The sequence below is a fragment of the Acidocella sp. KAb 2-4 genome (assembly GCF_020567705.1).
Taxonomy (GTDB): domain Bacteria; phylum Pseudomonadota; class Alphaproteobacteria; order Acetobacterales; family Acetobacteraceae; genus Acidocella.
In genome coordinates, this window is sequence record NZ_JAJDJU010000016.1 from 12,244 (window position 1) to 28,179 (window position 15,936).

A 15,936-nucleotide genomic window follows, 5' to 3' on the forward strand; every position below is an offset into this window, starting at 1 on the left:
CAATGATTTCGCTGGGCAATCAAAAGAAGTGCTGCGGCGCAGCGGAGGATTACGTAAACAAGAGGTTTGTCTTGCTGACGTTATGGCGCTCTCGGCGGGGGTGTCAGGCTGCGTCCTCACGCTTGTCGCGCACGCGCACATAGGCGATGGCGGCGTGCTCCTCGCAATACGGCTTACCGGCGGCGGCGGCGGCATTGCAAAAATGGAAGCTCGGCTTGCCGGGCTCGCCGATGGGCCAGCAGCACGGCGTGGCGCGCGGCGCGGCCTTCGCGGCGGGCATGATCGCGCGCAGCGCCGGCATCGGCGCGCCGATGGAGGCGGCGAGCGGCGGCAGCGTGGGGCCCTGGGTACGCTTGGGCGCGGCTTGGCGCGGGGTGGCGTCACCCTCCAGGCGGCGGATCGGGGAGGGGCGGGCCGGCAGATTCAGCCGATGCGCCTTGCCGACCACCGCGTTCTTGGAAATGTTCAAACGCCGGCCGATCTCGGCCGTGGAAAGCCCTTCCGCCCAAAGCGTCCTGAGCTTGGCGATGGTCTCGTCTGTCCACTCCATATTGTGGGTCCCCCAGTTGCGGCTACCAAATACAGTATAGGCCGGGGCATGGTCTCGCAATATCTAGGGAAGGGCGTCCGAGTCCTTTTCTGTGGAAAACCGGAATTTTATGCGCTCACTTCACCGCCTCGCCGGGGAAGGCGCCCCAAAAATCGGCGCGCGCCAGATAGCCGGTCTCGTGCCCGGTGGAAACCTTGCAAAACGCGGCGCCGGCGGCGCAGCGCAGCAGGGCGCCGCTCACGCCCTGGCTGAGATAAGCCACGACCCCGGAGCCCTGGCTCGGCCCGGAATGCAGCACGGCCTGCGTGGCGGTGACGTAAAAACCGCGCCGGGCGCGAATGGTGGCCTCATGCACCCAGCCGGTGCCGCCATCGGGGGCCAAAACCTGCCGCCAGACATCGAATTCGCCGATGATCTCCACCGGCAGCCCGGCGCGCTGGTACACCCAGTTCACAGGATATTGGAAACCCGGCCCGGCGCGGAAATTCACCTGGTCTGAGCGCAGCGAGACGAAGCGCGGCACCGGCAGCTTGGTCACCTGCCCCAGCGCGGGCCCAGGCCCCTGGCCAGGATCGGGCGCGGCGGCGCAGAGCAGGAGCAGCGGGAGTATCAGCCACAGACGGGGCATGCGGGATCCTTGTTCAGCTTGATCTTGCGGAATTGCGCGTCGAGGGCGTTCCATATCAGCAGCCAGCCGGACATCGACTGCCCGATGCCGGTGATTTCCTTGATCACCTCGGTCGCTTGCAGCGTGCCCATCACGCCGGTGACCGCCCCCAGCACCCCGGCCTCCGAGCAGGAGGGCACCATGCCTTCGGGCGGCGGCTCGGGGTGCAGGCAGCGATAGCACGGCCCGCCCGCATGCGGCTTGAAGGTGGAGAGTTGCCCCTCGAAGCGCAGCACGGCGGCGCTGACCAGCGTCTTGCCCGCGGCGACACAAGCGTCGTTGAGCAGAAAGCGGGTGGTGAAATTATCGGTGCCGTCGCAGATGATGTCGTAATCGGCCAGCAGCGCGGCGACGTTGCCCGCGTCCAGCCGGGTCTCGTGCTGCACCACCTGCACCAAAGGGTTGATCCGCGTCAGGGCCTCGGCGCCCGAGGCGGTTTTGGCCCGGCCCAGGCTGGCGACGCCATGCATGATTTGCCGCTGCAGGTTGGAGAGCTCAACCCGGTCGGCATCGACCAGCCCGATCGTGCCCACCCCGGCCGCGGCCAGATAGAGCGCCAGAGGCGAGCCCAGCCCGCCAGCCCCAACCACCAGCACGCGCGCCGCCTTGAGCCGCGCCTGGCCGGTGCCGCCCAGCTCACGCAGCAGGATATGCCGCGAATATCGCTGGATTTCGTCTTCTGTGAGATTAAGTTCCATACTCTACTCTATTATTATGTGCGGCGCGCGGGGCCAAATCCTGGCAAAACACTTCACGCCTCATGTCAATGTGTAATACAAGCGGCATTGAGGGGTCTGCTCCAATCCGGGGGTGGCGTCCGTCCGAGCAAGGTTAGGGTTAATGAAGGCTATCAACGCCATCCGCATGGGTGGGTCGGAAATTCTTCCGCTGGTCGAGGGTGGCAAGGGTGTCGCCGTGTCCAACGGCGTGACCGCTGGCAGCTGGGCTGCCTGTGGCGGCGCGGGCACGTTCTCGGCCGTCAACGCCGACAGCTACGATGCCGATGGCAATGTGATCCCGCAGATCTACCGCGGCAGGACGCGGCGTGACCGGCATGAGGAGCTGATTGCCTACGGCATCGAAGGCGGCGTGGCGCAGGCCCAGCGTGCCTGGGACCTCTCAGGCGGCAAGGGGCGCATCCACGCCAACATCCTGTGGGAGATGGGCGGGGCCGAGCGCGTGATCACCGGCGTGCTGGAGCGCACCAAGGGCATTGTCAACGGCATCACCTGCGGTGCGGGCATGCCCTATCGCCTAGCCGAGATCGCGGCGCGCTTCAACGTCCATTACTATCCCATCGTATCCTCGGGCCGCGCCTTCTCGGCGCTGTGGAAGCGCGCCTATTCCAAGGTGGCGGAGCTGCTCGGCGGCGTGGTGTATGAAGACCCGTGGCTGGCCGGCGGGCATAATGGCCTGTCCAACTCCGAGGACCCGACCAAGCCCGAATCCCCGTTCCCCCGGCTGGTGGCGCTGCGCAAGGTAATGCGCGAATTCGGCCTGGGCGAAACCCCGATCATCATGGCCGGCGGCGTATGGGCGCTGGAGGACTGGGAAGATTACATCGACAACCCGGATATCGGGCCGATCGCCTTCCAGTTCGGCACCCGGCCGCTGCTGACCAAGGAAAGCCCGATCCCGCAAAGCTGGAAGGACCGGCTGCTGACCCTGAAGCCCGGCGATGTGTTTCTCAACCGCTTCTCGCCCACCGGGTTTTATTCCTCGGCCGTGAACAACAGCTTCATGCGGGAGTTGCGCGCGCGCAGCGAGCGCCAAGTGGCGTATTCGCCCGAGCCCGTGGGCGAGCATGTGGTCGAATATGGCGTCGGCGCGCGCAAGCGCTCGGTCTATCTCACCGCGCCGGATTATGAGCGGGTGAAGGGATGGGAGGCGCAAGGCTTCACCGAAGCGCTGCGCACCCCGGATTCCACCCTGATTTTCGTGACCCGCGAAAATGCCGAGGAAATCCATGAGGATCAGGTCAATTGCATGGGGTGTCTGAGCCAGTGCCGGTTCTCCAACTGGAGCCAGGAAGGCCCGAGCTACGATAACGGCAAGAAGGCCGATCCGCGCAGCTTCTGCATCCAGAAATCGCTGCAAAACATCGCTCATGCCGCGCCCGATGACCTGGAGGCGATCGAGAACAACCTGATGTTCGCGGGCCATAATGCCTATCGCTTCGGCAGCGACCCCTTTTATTCCAACGGCTTCATCCCCACTGTAAAAGAGCTGGTGGAGCGCATTCTCACCGGCAAATAAAACCGGTGGGAGTGAGGCATGAAAATTCTGGGGATTTCGGGGAGCCTGCGCGCGGGCTCCTGGAATACCGCGTTGCTGCGCACGGCGGCGGCGCTAATGGCGGGGCATGAGCTGAATATCGCCAATATTGGCGATTTGCCCCTGATGAACCAGGATTTGGAGCAGGATGGGCGCTTTCCGGCGCCAGTGGAGCGGCTGCGCGCCGAGATTCTGGCCGCCGACGCACTGCTCATCGCCACGCCCGAATACAACGCCTCGATCCCCGCGCCGCTGAAAAACGCGATCGACTGGGCCTCGCGCCCGGCCAACACCCTGGCCGGTAAGCCCGCCGCCATCATCGGCGCCTCGCCCGGTGCGCTGGGCACGGCGCGGGCGCAATACCCACTGCGGCAGACGCTGGGCGTGCTCAATGTGCAATTGCTCGGCCAGCCGGAGGTGTTTATCGGCGGTGCGGCGCAGAAATTCACCGATGGCAAGCTGACCGACACCGCCACGCGCGACTTTCTCGCCAAGGCGTTGGAGAGTTTTGCCGCCTTCGCGGCCAGGGTCAGGCTTCCGTAATCCTCTGCGCGACTCGGGCCGGGCGGCTAGATTCGGCTTCGCCCCCCAACCAAGCGCAACAGGAGCGGAGCAGAAACATGTCGAGCATCACCGCGCGGACGCGCCCTTATGTTGTCGTGCTGGGCAATGAGAAGGGCGGCTCGGGCAAATCCACCACGTCGATCCACATCATCGTCGCCCTGCTGCGCGATGGCTACCGCGTGGGCGCGATGGATCTCGACGCGCGCCAGGGCACGCTGGCCGGAACGCTGGCGGCGCGGCGGCAATTCGTGGACGCCAAGGGCATCGAGCTGCCGCTGCCGGAATTCCGTCCGGTGCATCGCTCCAGCCTCGATAACCGGCTGGAGGCCGAGGCCGAGGAGCGCGCGCGCTTCGAGGCGGCGATGGCCGAGCTGGAGAGCACGGGGGCAGAGGTGATCGTTATCGACTGCCCCGGTGCCGACACGCATCTCTCCCGTCTCGGCCATTCCTACGCCGACACGCTGATCACCCCGATCAATGACAGCTTCGTCGATTTCTCCATGCTGGCGAAGGTGGACCCGGACAACCACGATATCGTCAATCCGAGCATCTATTCCGAGATGGTATGGGAAGCCCGCAAGCAGCGTTTCATGCGCGATCGCGGGCGGATGGACTGGATCGTGATGCGCAACCGGCTCGCCGCCTCGGAAGCACGCAACAAGCGCGATGTGGGCGAGACGCTGGAATTGCTGGCCAAGCGCATCGGCTTCCGCACGCAAAAAGGGTTCGGCGAGCGCGTGATCTTCCGCGAGCTGTATCTGCTCGGGCTGACGCTGATGGATGTGCGCGAGGCGAATATCGGCATCGCCATGGGGCTGTCGCACATCGCCGCGCGCAACGAGGTGCGCGCCCTGGTCGGCGCCATCAGGCTGCCGCCGGCCAGGGCCAAGATGGAGATGGTCGCCTAACCCTTGTTCAGGCTGCGCAGATAGGCGATCAAATCGCCCCGGTCCTGCGCGCTGGGCACGCCCATATGCATCTCCGTTCCCGGCTGCGGCATTTTCGAGCCCGCGGCGATCAGGTCGGGGTTCATCAGGAATTTGGCAAGCTCATCGTCGGTCCAGACGACATTGGCTGTCCTCATCGCGGGCGAGTAATTGAAGCCCGGCTGTGAGGCCGAATGCATGCCATATACATTGGCGAGGCTGGGGCCGATGCCATTCTGGCCCGGCATCACGCTATGGCAGGCTGAACATTCGGTGGCGAATAGGAGCTTGCCTCTGGCGGCGTCCTGCGCCTGGGCGGCGCTGGCGAGCGCCAAGCCGCCGAGCAGGGCGGCCGTCATTATCCGGTAAGGGGTCATTGTGGCGTTCCTCTTGTTGATCGTGGTGGCACAAGGTCACGCCCGGCACCTCGGCCGATGAATATCAGGCGGCAGGCCAATCCGCCGTGCAATGACGTAGATCAATTCGCCGGGTCACCGGATGGTGGGCAAATGCAGAGACTAACGATACGTTATCATTAATAATAATCTGACAGGCGAAAAAATTTTTCTTGTAATCGGCCGAATTTCCGCCAATTAGAGAGCTGTGTCCGCGAGTGGTTTAAAAATGCCAAGTGTTTTCCTTGTTGGTTCAGGTCCTGGCGATCCTGATCTGCTGACGGTCAAGGCCCTGCGCCTGCTGCAACAGGCTGATGTTGTGCTGTATGACAGCCTCGTCGGGGAAAAAATTCTGGAACTCGTCTCTAACAGAGCAAGACTTGTCGATGTCGGCAAGCGCTGTGGAAAAACATCCGCCGCGCAGGCAGAGATCTGCCGCCTGCTGGTGCGCGAGGCGCGGGCCGGACAGCGCGTGGTACGGCTCAAAGGGGGCGACCCGATGGTGTTCGGCCGCGCCACCGAGGAGATGGACGCGCTGCGCCAGGCCGGGATCGCCTTTGAGGTGGTGCCCGGCATCACCGCGGCCACGGCGGCGGCGGCGGCGCTGCAGATTTCGCTGACCCGGCGCGAGGTGGCGCGCTCGGTGCATTTCCTCACCGGCCATGGGGCGGCGGGCGGTCTGCCCGCGCATGACTGGGTGGCCCTGGCGCGGGGCGGCGGCACCCTGGCCGTATATATGGGCGCGCAGACCCTGCCGGGGCTGGCGGCGCACCTGGTCGAGGCCGGGATGGCGCCCGCGACGCCGGCGCTGGCCGTGGAAAACGCCAGCCAGCCGGGGCAGCGCGTGTTGCGTGGCACGCTTGGCGGTTTGCCTCGGGTTTTGTCCGCGGCGGCGCCGGAGGGGCCGGTCTTGCTGCTCATCGGCCAGGCTTTAGCCGAGGACATGGCGGCGCAAGGCGCGCTGGCAGTGGCGCTGGCGGAATAGTTTACCGCTGAAAATAGTTTTTTAAGGATCTGGCCGCATAACCAGCCGGCGCCCGCGGGGCGCTGGCTGGCGCCGGAGCCGTTCATCGCCAGCCCGTTTCACTGGAGGCTGTGCGTGAAAAATCTGCCGATCATCGTTAAATCTCTTGCCGGATTGGCGGGGCTGGGGGTGTTTGCCGTCGCTGTCACCGTGTTTGCCACCCTGCAGATGCATAGCATCAACCAGCGCGCGGTTATGATGAACCAAACGGTGGTACGCGCGGCCGGGCAAATCACGAAGGCCGAGCAAGCGCTGAATGCGGAGGAAGCGGGGATGATCTGGTCGATGATCACCACCGACCCGCAGCAGGACAGCGCCGCCAAAGCGCAGGTTGCCGACTCGCGCAAGGCTTTCGACGCGGCATTGAGCGCCGCAGAGACCTCTGCCCCCGTGCACGCGGCCGAGATTGAGGCGGTGCGCCTAGCGGGCGACAAGTTGTTTGATCAGACTTGCGCCAACACGATGCAGATCGCGATGAACGCGACGACCGTGGCGTCGAACGAGCAGGGGCAGGCCGATTTCAACGCCCATTGCGAGCCAGCAATTCCTGAGGTGGGCGCGGCGATGAGCAATCTGCGCCAGGAATTACAGACGGAGGCCGATGCGGCATTTGCCCAGCTTCAGGACGAGGCGCGGCTAACCATCGTCGAGACCGATGCGCTGATGCTGGGCGGCTTCGGCATGGTGCTGGTGGCGGCGTATTTCGCCATCTCGGCCTCGCTGGTGCGCCCGCTGCAGCGCCTGCGCGCCAATATGGAGCGGATGGCGAAGGGGGATTTCAGCGTCGGGATCGAGACCGGGCGCGGCGATGAGATCGGCCAGATGGCGCGGACACTGCTGGTGTTCAAGGAGACGGGGCTGGAGAAGCAGCGCGCCGACGCCGCGGCGGCGGCGGCATCAGCGGCGCTGGACGCCGAACGAGAGCGCGTCCGCCTGGCCAATGAAGCGGCGGCGGCGGTGCAGGCGCAGGTGGTGGAGGGGCTGGCCGCAGGGCTGGAGCGGCTCTCCGCTGGCGACCTGCTATTCCGCCTGCACCACGTCTTCGCGCCAGAATATGACAAGCTGCGCACCGACTTCAACACCATGGTGGAGACGTTGGGCAAAACCATGCGCACCGTGGCCGTCAATGCGCAGGGTGTGCGCGCGGGCGCGGGCGAGATCACCCGCAGCGCGGACGATATGTCGCGCCGTACGGAGCAGCAGGCCGCGAGCCTGGAGGAGACCGCCGCGGCACTCGATGAGATTACCGCCACCGTGCGCAAGACCGCCGAGGGCGCGAATGAGGCCCGCGATGTGGTGAAGGTGGCGAAATCCGACGCCGAGCGCTCCGGCGCGGTGGTGAACGAAACCGTGGCGGCGATGAGCGGCATCGAGGCCTCATCGAAGCAGATTGCCAACATTATCGGTGTGATCGACGAAATCGCATTCCAGACCAACCTGCTGGCGTTGAATGCCGGGGTCGAGGCGGCGCGCGCGGGTGATGCCGGGCGCGGCTTCGCCGTGGTCGCCACCGAGGTGCGTGCCCTGGCCCAGCGTTCAGCTGATGCGGCCAAGGAGATCAAGACGCTGATCGCCGCCTCCGGCGTGCAGGTAGAGGCCGGGGTGAAGCTGGTTGGTGAAACCGGACGGGCGCTGACGCGCATCGTTGAGCAGGTGGAGCGGCTGAATCTGCTGGTGAGTGCGATCGCGGGTTCAGCGCAGGAGCAGGCCGCAGGGCTGAACCAGGTGAACGCCGCGGTGAACCAGATGGACCAAGTGACGCAGCAAAACGCCGCGATGGTTGAGGAAAGCACGGCGGCCAGCCATGCCCTCGCTGAGGAGGCCGAGGCGCTGGCGCGGCTGGTGGCGCGGTTCCGGCTGGATGACCTGCCAGTGCATGACGGCGCGGTGCCCGCGGCCAACCCCGCCCCAAAGCGGGCCGCGCCCGCCGCGCCGGTCGGTAAATTTGTCGCTCTGTCGACCGGCGCAGGTGATGATTGGGCGGAATTCTGAGCCGCGCGGCGTTAGCGAAGTCTTATGGATTATCAAAGAAAGTTTGATTCATGATGGAAACTCTTGACCTGCCCCCGGTGCTCGATCTGGTTGCCGCGCCTGGCTTGCTCGAAGCATTCAACGTCCGCCGTGGCCAGGATCTGGCCGTGGATGCCAGTGCCGTGCAGCGCCTGGGGGCGCAATGTCTGCAAATCCTGCTGGCGGCGCGCGCGGCTTGGGCGGCGGATGGCCAGGAGCTTGGCCTCAAGGCGCCATCAACCGAATTTTCCGCCGCGTTGGAATTGATGGGCGCCAGCCCGGCGCAACTGACGCATCAGGCAACGACCGGGCATAAGGAACAGGCCGCATGAGCACGACGGTATTAACGGTGGATGATTCGCGGGCGATGCGCGACATGCTGCGCCACTCTTTGGTGGCTGCGGGGTTCCGCGTGTTGCAGGCTGAGGATGGGATGCACGGGTTGGAGGTGTTGGCGCAAGAAACCCCGGATGTCATCGTCACCGATATCAACATGCCGCGTATGGACGGTTTTGGATTCATCGAGGCTGTGCGCAAGGATGAGGCCCGCCGCGCCGTGCCGGTGCTGGTGCTGACAACCGAGGTTGACGCGGCAAAGAAGCAGCGCGCCCGCGCCGCCGGGGCGACCGGATGGATCGTGAAACCGTTCGATCCGGTGAAGCTGGTCGAAGCTATCCGCCGCGTTGCGGCCTGAACAGGAGGGGCCATGCAAGACCCAATGGCGGAAATCCGGGCGACGTTTTTCCAGGAATGCGAAGAGCAGCTGGCGGCGCTTGAGGCGGGGCTGATCGCGATGGAAAGCGGCGCGTCGGAGGCGGAGACGGTAAACGCCGTATTCCGCGCCGTGCATTCGATGAAGGGTGGTGCGGGGATTTTCTCGCTCGATGCCTTGGTCCGCTTCGCCCATGTGTTTGAGACGGCGTTGGACAAGGTGCGCTCGGGCGATCTGACGGCGACACCGCGAGTGGTCGGGATTTTTCTGCGCGCCGCCGATGTTCTGGCGGATCTGGTGCGTGCGGCGCGCGATGGCGGCGCGGTGGATGAGCAGCGCACCGCGGCGATGGCGGCGGAGTTTGAGCATCTCGACACGCCCGGCGACGCCGTTGCCCCACTGGCCGAAGATGGCGTTGGGAGCTGGGAGATTGTCTTTTCCCCGCGTGCCGAACTTTACGCCAAGGCGAATGAGGCGGCGCTGTTGCTGCGCGAACTCGGGCGGCTTGGTGAGGCCCGGGTGACACTGGATACCAGCCGCCTGCCTGATTTAGAGGCGATTGATCCGGAAGGCGCTTATCTGAGCTGGAACATTTCATTACAGTCGGATTGCGACGAGGCGGAGATCCGCAATGTATTCGAGTTTGTCGAGGATGATTGCGAGCTCACGATTTCGCGCGCCGGGGTGTCAGGCTTCGCGCCCGGTACCGTGATCACCGGCGATAATGGCTTCAAGTTCGAGTTCTTCGCGCCGATGATGGAGGAAGAGCCGGAACCCGAACCGGCCGCGATACCCGCCACGGTGCAAGCAGAGGCCGCAGCCGAAGCACCGCGCAACGCGGTGGTTGAAGCGATAGCCGCGAAGGCGGAGAGTGCGACCGCGGTGAGCGCCACCATCCGCGTCGATCTCGACCGCGTGGACCGGATGATTGATCTGGTCGGCGAGTTGGTGATCAACGAGGCGATGCTGAGCCAGCGCGTGATGGAGGCGGGTATCGCGCGCGCTTCCGGTGTGGCCATGGCGTTGGAAGAGTTGGAGCATTTGACGCGGGAAATTCAGGACAGCGTGATGGCGATCCGCGCTCAGCCGGTGCGCTCTGTGTTCCAGCGCATGCCACGCCTGGTGCGCGAGGTGGCGGCGCAGACGGGCAAGCAGGTGCGGCTGCTCACCGAAGGCGAGGGCACGGAAGTCGACAAGACCGTGATCGAGCGCATCTCTGATCCGCTAACGCATATGATCCGCAACGCCATCGATCATGGTTTGGAGACGCCGGAGAAGCGCGTCGCCGCCGGTAAGCCGGAGGAAGGCACGGTGAAGCTGACGGCGCTGCACCGCTCGGGACGGATTGTGCTGGAAGTGGCCGATGATGGCGCGGGCATCAACCGCGCGCGGGTGAAGCAGAAGGCGATCGAGAACGGCGTGATCGGGACCGATGCGCAGCTCACCGATGATGAAATCGATAATCTCATTTTCCTGCCAGGATTTTCGACCGCGGCGAAAATTTCCGACATCTCGGGGCGTGGTGTCGGCATGGATGTTGTGCGTCAATCCGTGCAGGCGCTGGGTGGACGAATTTCGATTTCCTCAAGGCCAGGCCTAGGATCGACATTTACGTTGTCGCTGCCGCTAACATTGGCGGTGCTCGATGGCATGGTGGTTTCGGCGCGCGGGCATACGCTCATCATCCCGCTTGGCGCGATCGTCGAAACGCTGAAGCCGCGGGGGCAGGATGTGTTTCCGCTGGACCGCGACACAAATCTACTCGCGCTGCGCGGCGGTTATGTGCCGATGGTCGATGTCGCGGCGAGCCTCGGCTATTGCGAGGAATTGCTGGAGCCAGAGCAGGGTGTGGCGCTGCTGGTGGAGGGTGAGGGCGGTGTGCGGGCAGTATTGCTGGTCGATGCCATTCACGGCCAGCGACAGGTTGTGATCAAGAGCCTGGAAGCGAATTATCGCGCCGTGTCCGGCATCGCCGCTGCCACGGTGATGGGCGATGGCCGCGTGGCGCTGATTCTCGATGTGGATGCGGTGGTGCGCCAGGCGCGGAGCGAAGGCAACCGGGTCGATGCCGCGGCGATGGAGGCAAGCTGAGCCATGGGTCATGAAGCAGGCAACCGCGAGTTGATCGCGTTCCGTGTTGGCCGGCAGGAATTCTGCATCAACGTGATGATGGTGCGCGAGATTCGCGGCTGGACGGGCGCCACCGAGCTGCCGCGCACGCCGCGCTATGTGAAGGGCGTGATCAATCTGCGTGGCGCGGTACTGCCGATCGTTGATCTGGCGCAGCGGCTCGGCTTGCCGGGTACGGAGCCGACGGCGCGCAATGTCATCATCGTCGTCCAGATCGGGCATCAGCAAATCGGTCTTCTGGTTGACGCTGTGTCAGATATCCTTGCGGCTAGCGACGCTGAGATTCAGGTGGCACCGGATCTTGCGTCGGATCTGGTGAAGAATTTCGTGAAGGGGCTGCTGCCGGTGGAGGGGCGGATGATCAGCCTGATCGCGCTCGATAACGTGCTGCCCGCAAGCGAGCTGGAAGCCGCATGAGCACACAGCTCGAAGCCCGGCAACCGGCGCTGGTGGAGAATGCCGAGTTCGTTCTCACCGCGCGCGATCTTGGCGTCATCGCCCGGATCATGCAGGAAGAGGCGGGCATCTCGCTGTCCACCGCCAAGGCCAATCTGATTTATTCGCGTCTGGCCAAGCGGGTGCGCAAGCTGGGTCTTCCAGGCTTTGCGGAATATTGCGCGCTGGTGGGCAGCAGCGAGGGCGCGGCCGAGCGCGGCGAGATGATCGCGGCGCTAACCACCAATGTCACTAGGTTTTTTCGCGAGCTGCATCATTTCGACCATTTGCGCGAACATGTGTTGCCGCCCTTGCTGGCGCAGGCGCGTGCGGGCAAGCGCGTGCGGCTGTGGTCGGCGGCGTGTTCCTCGGGGCAGGAGCCATATTCCATGGCGCTGACCGTCTTGGCGCTGGTGCCCGAGGCCGCGCGCTATGACGTGAAAATCCTGGCGACCGATATCGACCCTAACGTGTTGGCGGTTGGCGAGGCTGGCGTTTATGACGAGGCAGCGCTGGAGCCGGTACCGGCCGCGTTGCGGCGCAACTGGTTTACCCCGGTAAATGGCGGCAGCGGGCGACTACGCGCCAATGACGAACTGCGCAGCCTGATCAGTTTCCGCAAACTTAATCTGATCGGCAGCTGGCCGATGCGGGGCAGATTCCAGGCCATCTTTTGCCGCAACGTGGTGATTTATTTCGATAGTGGCACCCAGGAAGCCTTGTGGTCGCGCATGGCGCCGCTGCTGGAGGAGAATGGCGCGCTGTATATCGGACATTCCGAGCGTGTCTCTGGCCCCGCTGAGGCGCAATTCGCCAATGATGGCATCACCGCCTATCGCAAGCGTGGGGGAGGCGTGGCGGCATGAGCGTGAAAGTCCTGGTGGTGGATGACTCCGCCACGATGCGTAGCCTGATCAGCGCCACGCTGCGGGCCGATCCCGAGATCGAAGTGGTGGGGCAGGCGGCCGACCCCTATGAGGCGCGCCAACTTATCAAGCAATTTTCGCCCGATGTGGTGACGCTGGATATCGAGATGCCGAACATGGATGGGCTGGCATTTCTCGACAAGATCATGCGCCTGCGCCCGACACCGGTGATCATGGTCTCCACGCTGACCCAGGCCGGGGCGGAGATCAACCTGAAGGCGCTGGAGATCGGCGCGTTCGATTGTGTGGCGAAACCCTCCTCTTATAACCCGGATAGTTTCGAGCAACTGCCCGAGAAGGTGAAGGCCGCGGCGAAATCGCGCCGCCGGCCATTGCTGGCGCAGCCCGCGCCGGTGAAGGTGAGCGGCGGCTACGCGCCCGATGGGCGGCTGGTAGCCATCGGCTCGTCGACGGGCGGGGTAGAGGCGCTGATCACCATTCTTGCCAAATTTCCGGCGAATTGCCCGCCCACCATCATCAGCCAACACATGCCGCCAGCCTTCACCACTAGCTTCGCGGCCCGGCTGAACACGCTCTGCGCCGCGGCGGTGAGCGAGGCGGTGGATGGCGCGCGGCTGCAAGCCGGGCAGGTCTATCTGGCACCTGGCAACATGCATCTGGAAGTCGCGGGAGGTGCCGTGCGCCTGAGCGACGCGCCGAAGGTGAACGGGCATCGCCCCTCGGTGGATGTGATGTTCCATGCGGTGCGCCGCAGCGTCGGCGGCCGGGCGGTGGGGGTTATCCTCACCGGGCTGGGGCGCGACGGCGCGGAGGGGCTGCTGGCCCTGCGCGAGGCCGGCGCCGAAACCATCGGCCAGGATGAAGCGAGTTGCGTGGTCTACGGGATGCCGCGCGCGGCTTATGAACGCGGGGCCGTGGCGCACCAATTGCCGCTGGAGCGGATCGCCGAGCGCATCCTGCTCGCCACCAATGCCCGCAGCCGGGCGTATGCCGGATGAGCCTGTTGAGGGATGTACCGGCCGGGCCCCAGCCTCAGCGCAAGATCAATATCGTGCAGGGTGAGCATTGCGTGTCGGATGACCCGTACACCGTGCTCACCACCATCCTTGGCTCGTGCATCGCCGCCTGCATCTGGGATGGCGGGGCCGGGATCGGCGGCATGAACCATTTCCTGTTGCCGGGCGATGGCGTGCACCGCCAGCCGGGTGGCGATGCGATGCGTTTTGGCGTGCATGCCATGGAATTGCTGCTGAACGCGCTGCTGCGCCGTGGCGCGCAGAAAAGCCGGATGCAGGCCAAGGTGTTTGGCGGCGCGCGGATGATCTCGGGGCTCACCGATATCGGTGAGATGAACGCCGCTTTCGCCGAGCGTTTTCTGCGCGAGGAGGGGATTGCGTTGGCTGGCGGCAGTTTGCGCGGCGATCAGGGGCGGCGCATCCAGTTTTGGCCCGTCACCGGCCGCGCGCGCCAAGTGTTGCTGGCCAAGGAGACCGCCTCCATCCTGCGGGCCGAGCGCGTGCGCCCGGCCGCGCCGCCACTGAATACCGGCATTGTTGAATTGTTCTGAAAACTTTGCCCGCCATTAACCCGCGGGCGGCATGTTCGGCCAACAGGCTTGCCCTGACGCGAGACGGGAGAGACAGGATGCAGACTGAGCGGAACGCCGAGGACGAACGGCACCATGCCTCGCTGAACGAAATCCTGGAAGCGCTGGGTGAGGAGTTCCACGAGCTTGGGCGCTTCGCCGAGCAGTTCCAGAGCTCGCTGAGCCCGGCGCTGCTGGAGGTGGCGAAGAACGCGGAGTGCCACCGCGATGTACAGTCGCTGGACCTGCTGGCCCAGCGGCTTGGGGCGCTCGCCAAATACGTACTCACCATCAGCCGCCTGCTGCCCGAGGAATGGCGCGTGAACCCCAATCACGCGCTCAACAGCATCACCCTCTCGGACCTGCAATACCGCCTGAAGGGCGTGCCAGTGCCGGAGGACAGCTCACGCCAATCCGGCGAATTCGAATTGTTCTGACCACAAGAGCCAAAGGAATTGAACGATGGACGGGATGCATCACCGCCACAGCCAGGAGCGCCGGGTGGAATTGCTCTCCGTGCGCAGCGGGGCGCAGGAATTCGCGCTGGATATACGCGCGATCCGCGAGATCCGCGGCTGGATCGCCTCCACCCACCTGCCGCACGCGCCCAGCTTCATCAAGGGCATGATCAATCTGCGCGGCACCGTGCTGGTGGTGGTGGACATGGCCGAGCGCCTCGGCCTGCCGCCGCATGAGCCAAGCCCGGCCTCGGTGGTCGTGGTGGTGGAAGCAGGTGACGCGGTCGCCGGGCTGTTGGTGGACGCGGTGTGCGACATCATCACCGTCACCGACGACATGCGCCAGCCTATCCCCGAGACCGGCTCGGCGGCGCCAAAGGACTATCTGCAAGGGCTGATCATGCGGGATAACCGCATCATCAGCATTATCTCCATCCCGGCCCTGATGCCCGATGCGGCGGTGAGGGAGCTGGCGGAAAGCTTCTGACCATAAAAAACGGCGCCCGAGGGCGCCGTTTTCGTCTGCGGAGTGGCGGGGGTTAGTCCGCCGCCAGCGCCATTTGCTTGCGGGCGAGCTGCTGGGCCACATAGCCCTCCACCGCCTCGGCCACCTTGTCGGCATGGTTGGCGAACACATGGTCCGCCCCCTCAAACACGCGGTAGTCGATGGCCACGCCCTTTTGCAGGTTGAGCTTATCCACCAGCTTGCGCACGGAATTCTCCGGCACCAGCTCGTCGGCATCGCCATGGATCATCAGCCCGCCGCAGGGGCAGGGGGCGAGGAACCCGAAATCATAATGTGCCGCGGGCGGAGCCACCGACACCCAGCCCGAGACTTCCGGCCGGCGCATCAGCAATTGCATGCCGACAAAGGCGCCGAACGAATAACCGGCGATCCACAGCCCGCCATGGCCGGGGTTGAGCGCTTGCATCCAGTCCAGCGCCGAGGCGGCGTCGTTGATCTCGCCCATGCCGCCATCAAACTTCGACTGGCTGCGGCCGACGCCGCGGAAATTGAAGCGCATGACTGAGAAGCCCAGGCGCTGGAACACCTGGTACATGGTGTAGGTGATGCGGTTATTCATGGTTCCGCCATGCAGCGGGTGCGGGTGCAGCACCAGGGCCAGCGGGGCGCCACGTTCCTTGGCATGGTGGTAACGGCCCTCAAGACGGCCTTCAGGGCCGGCAAACATCACTTCAGGCATTCTCTGACTCGTCTTTCATCAACATCATACGGGAAAACGCTCCAGCAGAGCTTTAGCTGTAAAACCACCGGCCCGGGGGAAGCCCGCTGCCGGTGTAAAGTTGACCTCTCCGGT

The 15,936-nt window shown here is 64.7% G+C and carries 19 protein-coding genes; 14 read left to right on the forward strand and 5 right to left on the reverse strand.

The window, feature by feature from the left end:
• Positions 1-103 precede the first annotated feature (103 nt).
• The 3 genes from LI953_RS11050 to LI953_RS11060 all read right to left on the reverse strand — a co-directional run bounded on the left by LI953_RS11050 (position 104) and on the right by LI953_RS11060 (position 1,915).
• Entirely contained in the window at positions 104-550 is a 447-nt protein-coding gene (locus tag LI953_RS11050) for a GcrA family cell cycle regulator (protein ID WP_227076140.1), read from the reverse strand.
• A gap of 115 nt (positions 551-665) precedes the next feature.
• Positions 666-1,178 carry an SH3 domain-containing protein gene (locus LI953_RS11055; RefSeq protein ID WP_227076141.1) on the reverse strand — a complete coding sequence of 171 codons (513 nt, stop codon included), beginning with the start codon at positions 1,176-1,178 and terminating at the stop codon, positions 666-668.
• A complete protein-coding gene (locus tag LI953_RS11060) occupies positions 1,160-1,915 on the reverse strand; it encodes a molybdopterin-synthase adenylyltransferase MoeB (protein ID WP_227076142.1) in 756 nt (251 codons plus the stop codon). Before LI953_RS11060 ends, LI953_RS11055 begins: the two co-directional genes overlap by 19 nt.
• 142 nt (positions 1,916-2,057) lie before the next feature.
• Between LI953_RS11060 and LI953_RS11065 the strand changes: the two genes are divergently transcribed.
• The 3 genes from LI953_RS11065 to LI953_RS11075 all read left to right on the forward strand — a co-directional run bounded on the left by LI953_RS11065 (position 2,058) and on the right by LI953_RS11075 (position 4,963).
• On the forward strand, positions 2,058-3,473 hold the full coding sequence (locus LI953_RS11065) for a nitronate monooxygenase family protein (protein WP_227076143.1): 1,416 nt from the start codon (positions 2,058-2,060) through the stop codon (positions 3,471-3,473).
• An 18-nt stretch (positions 3,474-3,491) separates the two neighbouring features.
• Positions 3,492-4,034 carry an NADPH-dependent FMN reductase gene (locus LI953_RS11070; RefSeq protein ID WP_227076144.1) on the forward strand — a complete coding sequence of 181 codons (543 nt, stop codon included), beginning with the start codon at positions 3,492-3,494 and terminating at the stop codon, positions 4,032-4,034.
• Positions 4,035-4,111: 77 nt separating this feature from the next.
• Positions 4,112-4,963: a division plane positioning ATPase MipZ gene (locus tag LI953_RS11075; RefSeq protein WP_227076145.1), complete on the forward strand. Its 852-nt coding sequence runs from the start codon at positions 4,112-4,114 to the stop codon at positions 4,961-4,963.
• Here LI953_RS11075 and LI953_RS11080 read toward each other — a convergent pair.
• Positions 4,960-5,358: a cytochrome c family protein gene (locus LI953_RS11080; RefSeq protein WP_227076146.1), complete on the reverse strand. Its 399-nt coding sequence runs from the start codon at positions 5,356-5,358 to the stop codon at positions 4,960-4,962. The genes LI953_RS11075 and LI953_RS11080 overlap by 4 nt on opposite strands.
• A gap of 247 nt (positions 5,359-5,605) precedes the next feature.
• Here LI953_RS11080 and cobA point away from each other — a divergent pair, with 247 nt between their 5' ends.
• From cobA to LI953_RS11135, 11 genes are all read left to right on the forward strand, one after another.
• The gene (gene cobA, locus LI953_RS11085) at positions 5,606-6,361 is read left to right on the forward strand and encodes a uroporphyrinogen-III C-methyltransferase (RefSeq protein WP_227076147.1); all 756 of its coding nucleotides are present in this window, start codon (positions 5,606-5,608) and stop codon (positions 6,359-6,361) included.
• A 114-nt stretch (positions 6,362-6,475) separates the two neighbouring features.
• Positions 6,476-8,392, forward strand: coding sequence for a methyl-accepting chemotaxis protein (locus LI953_RS11090; protein WP_227076148.1), 1,917 nt, complete (start codon positions 6,476-6,478; stop codon positions 8,390-8,392).
• A 50-nt stretch (positions 8,393-8,442) separates the two neighbouring features.
• On the forward strand, positions 8,443-8,742 hold the full coding sequence (locus LI953_RS11095; RefSeq protein ID WP_227076149.1) for an STAS domain-containing protein: 300 nt from the start codon (positions 8,443-8,445) through the stop codon (positions 8,740-8,742).
• Positions 8,739-9,104: a response regulator gene (locus LI953_RS11100; protein WP_227076150.1), complete on the forward strand. Its 366-nt coding sequence runs from the start codon at positions 8,739-8,741 to the stop codon at positions 9,102-9,104. The genes LI953_RS11095 and LI953_RS11100 overlap by 4 nt, the downstream gene beginning before the upstream one ends.
• Positions 9,105-9,116: 12 nt before the next feature.
• A complete protein-coding gene (locus tag LI953_RS11105; RefSeq protein WP_227076151.1) occupies positions 9,117-11,213 on the forward strand; it encodes a chemotaxis protein CheA in 2,097 nt (698 codons plus the stop codon).
• A 3-nt stretch (positions 11,214-11,216) separates the two neighbouring features.
• Positions 11,217-11,669, forward strand: coding sequence for a chemotaxis protein CheW (locus tag LI953_RS11110; protein WP_227076152.1), 453 nt, complete (start codon positions 11,217-11,219; stop codon positions 11,667-11,669).
• Entirely contained in the window at positions 11,666-12,553 is an 888-nt protein-coding gene (locus LI953_RS11115; RefSeq protein WP_227076153.1) for a protein-glutamate O-methyltransferase CheR, read from the forward strand. Before LI953_RS11110 ends, LI953_RS11115 begins: the two co-directional genes overlap by 4 nt.
• Positions 12,550-13,572: a chemotaxis response regulator protein-glutamate methylesterase gene (locus LI953_RS11120; RefSeq protein ID WP_227076154.1), complete on the forward strand. Its 1,023-nt coding sequence runs from the start codon at positions 12,550-12,552 to the stop codon at positions 13,570-13,572. Before LI953_RS11115 ends, LI953_RS11120 begins: the two co-directional genes overlap by 4 nt.
• Positions 13,569-14,141, forward strand: a complete 573-nt coding sequence (locus LI953_RS11125; protein WP_227076155.1) for a chemotaxis protein CheD — start codon at positions 13,569-13,571, stop codon at positions 14,139-14,141. Before LI953_RS11120 ends, LI953_RS11125 begins: the two co-directional genes overlap by 4 nt.
• Before the next feature lie 77 nt (positions 14,142-14,218).
• The gene (locus tag LI953_RS11130; RefSeq protein WP_227076156.1) at positions 14,219-14,596 is read left to right on the forward strand and encodes a hypothetical protein; all 378 of its coding nucleotides are present in this window, start codon (positions 14,219-14,221) and stop codon (positions 14,594-14,596) included.
• Positions 14,597-14,621: 25 nt separating this feature from the next.
• Positions 14,622-15,104, forward strand: a complete 483-nt coding sequence (locus tag LI953_RS11135) for a chemotaxis protein CheW (protein WP_227076157.1) — start codon at positions 14,622-14,624, stop codon at positions 15,102-15,104.
• Positions 15,105-15,156: 52 nt separating this feature from the next.
• Here the strand turns inward: LI953_RS11135 and LI953_RS11140 are convergent, their stop codons facing one another.
• Positions 15,157-15,822, reverse strand: coding sequence for an alpha/beta hydrolase (locus tag LI953_RS11140; RefSeq protein ID WP_227076158.1), 666 nt, complete (start codon positions 15,820-15,822; stop codon positions 15,157-15,159).
• Positions 15,823-15,936: the final 114 nt, after the last annotated feature.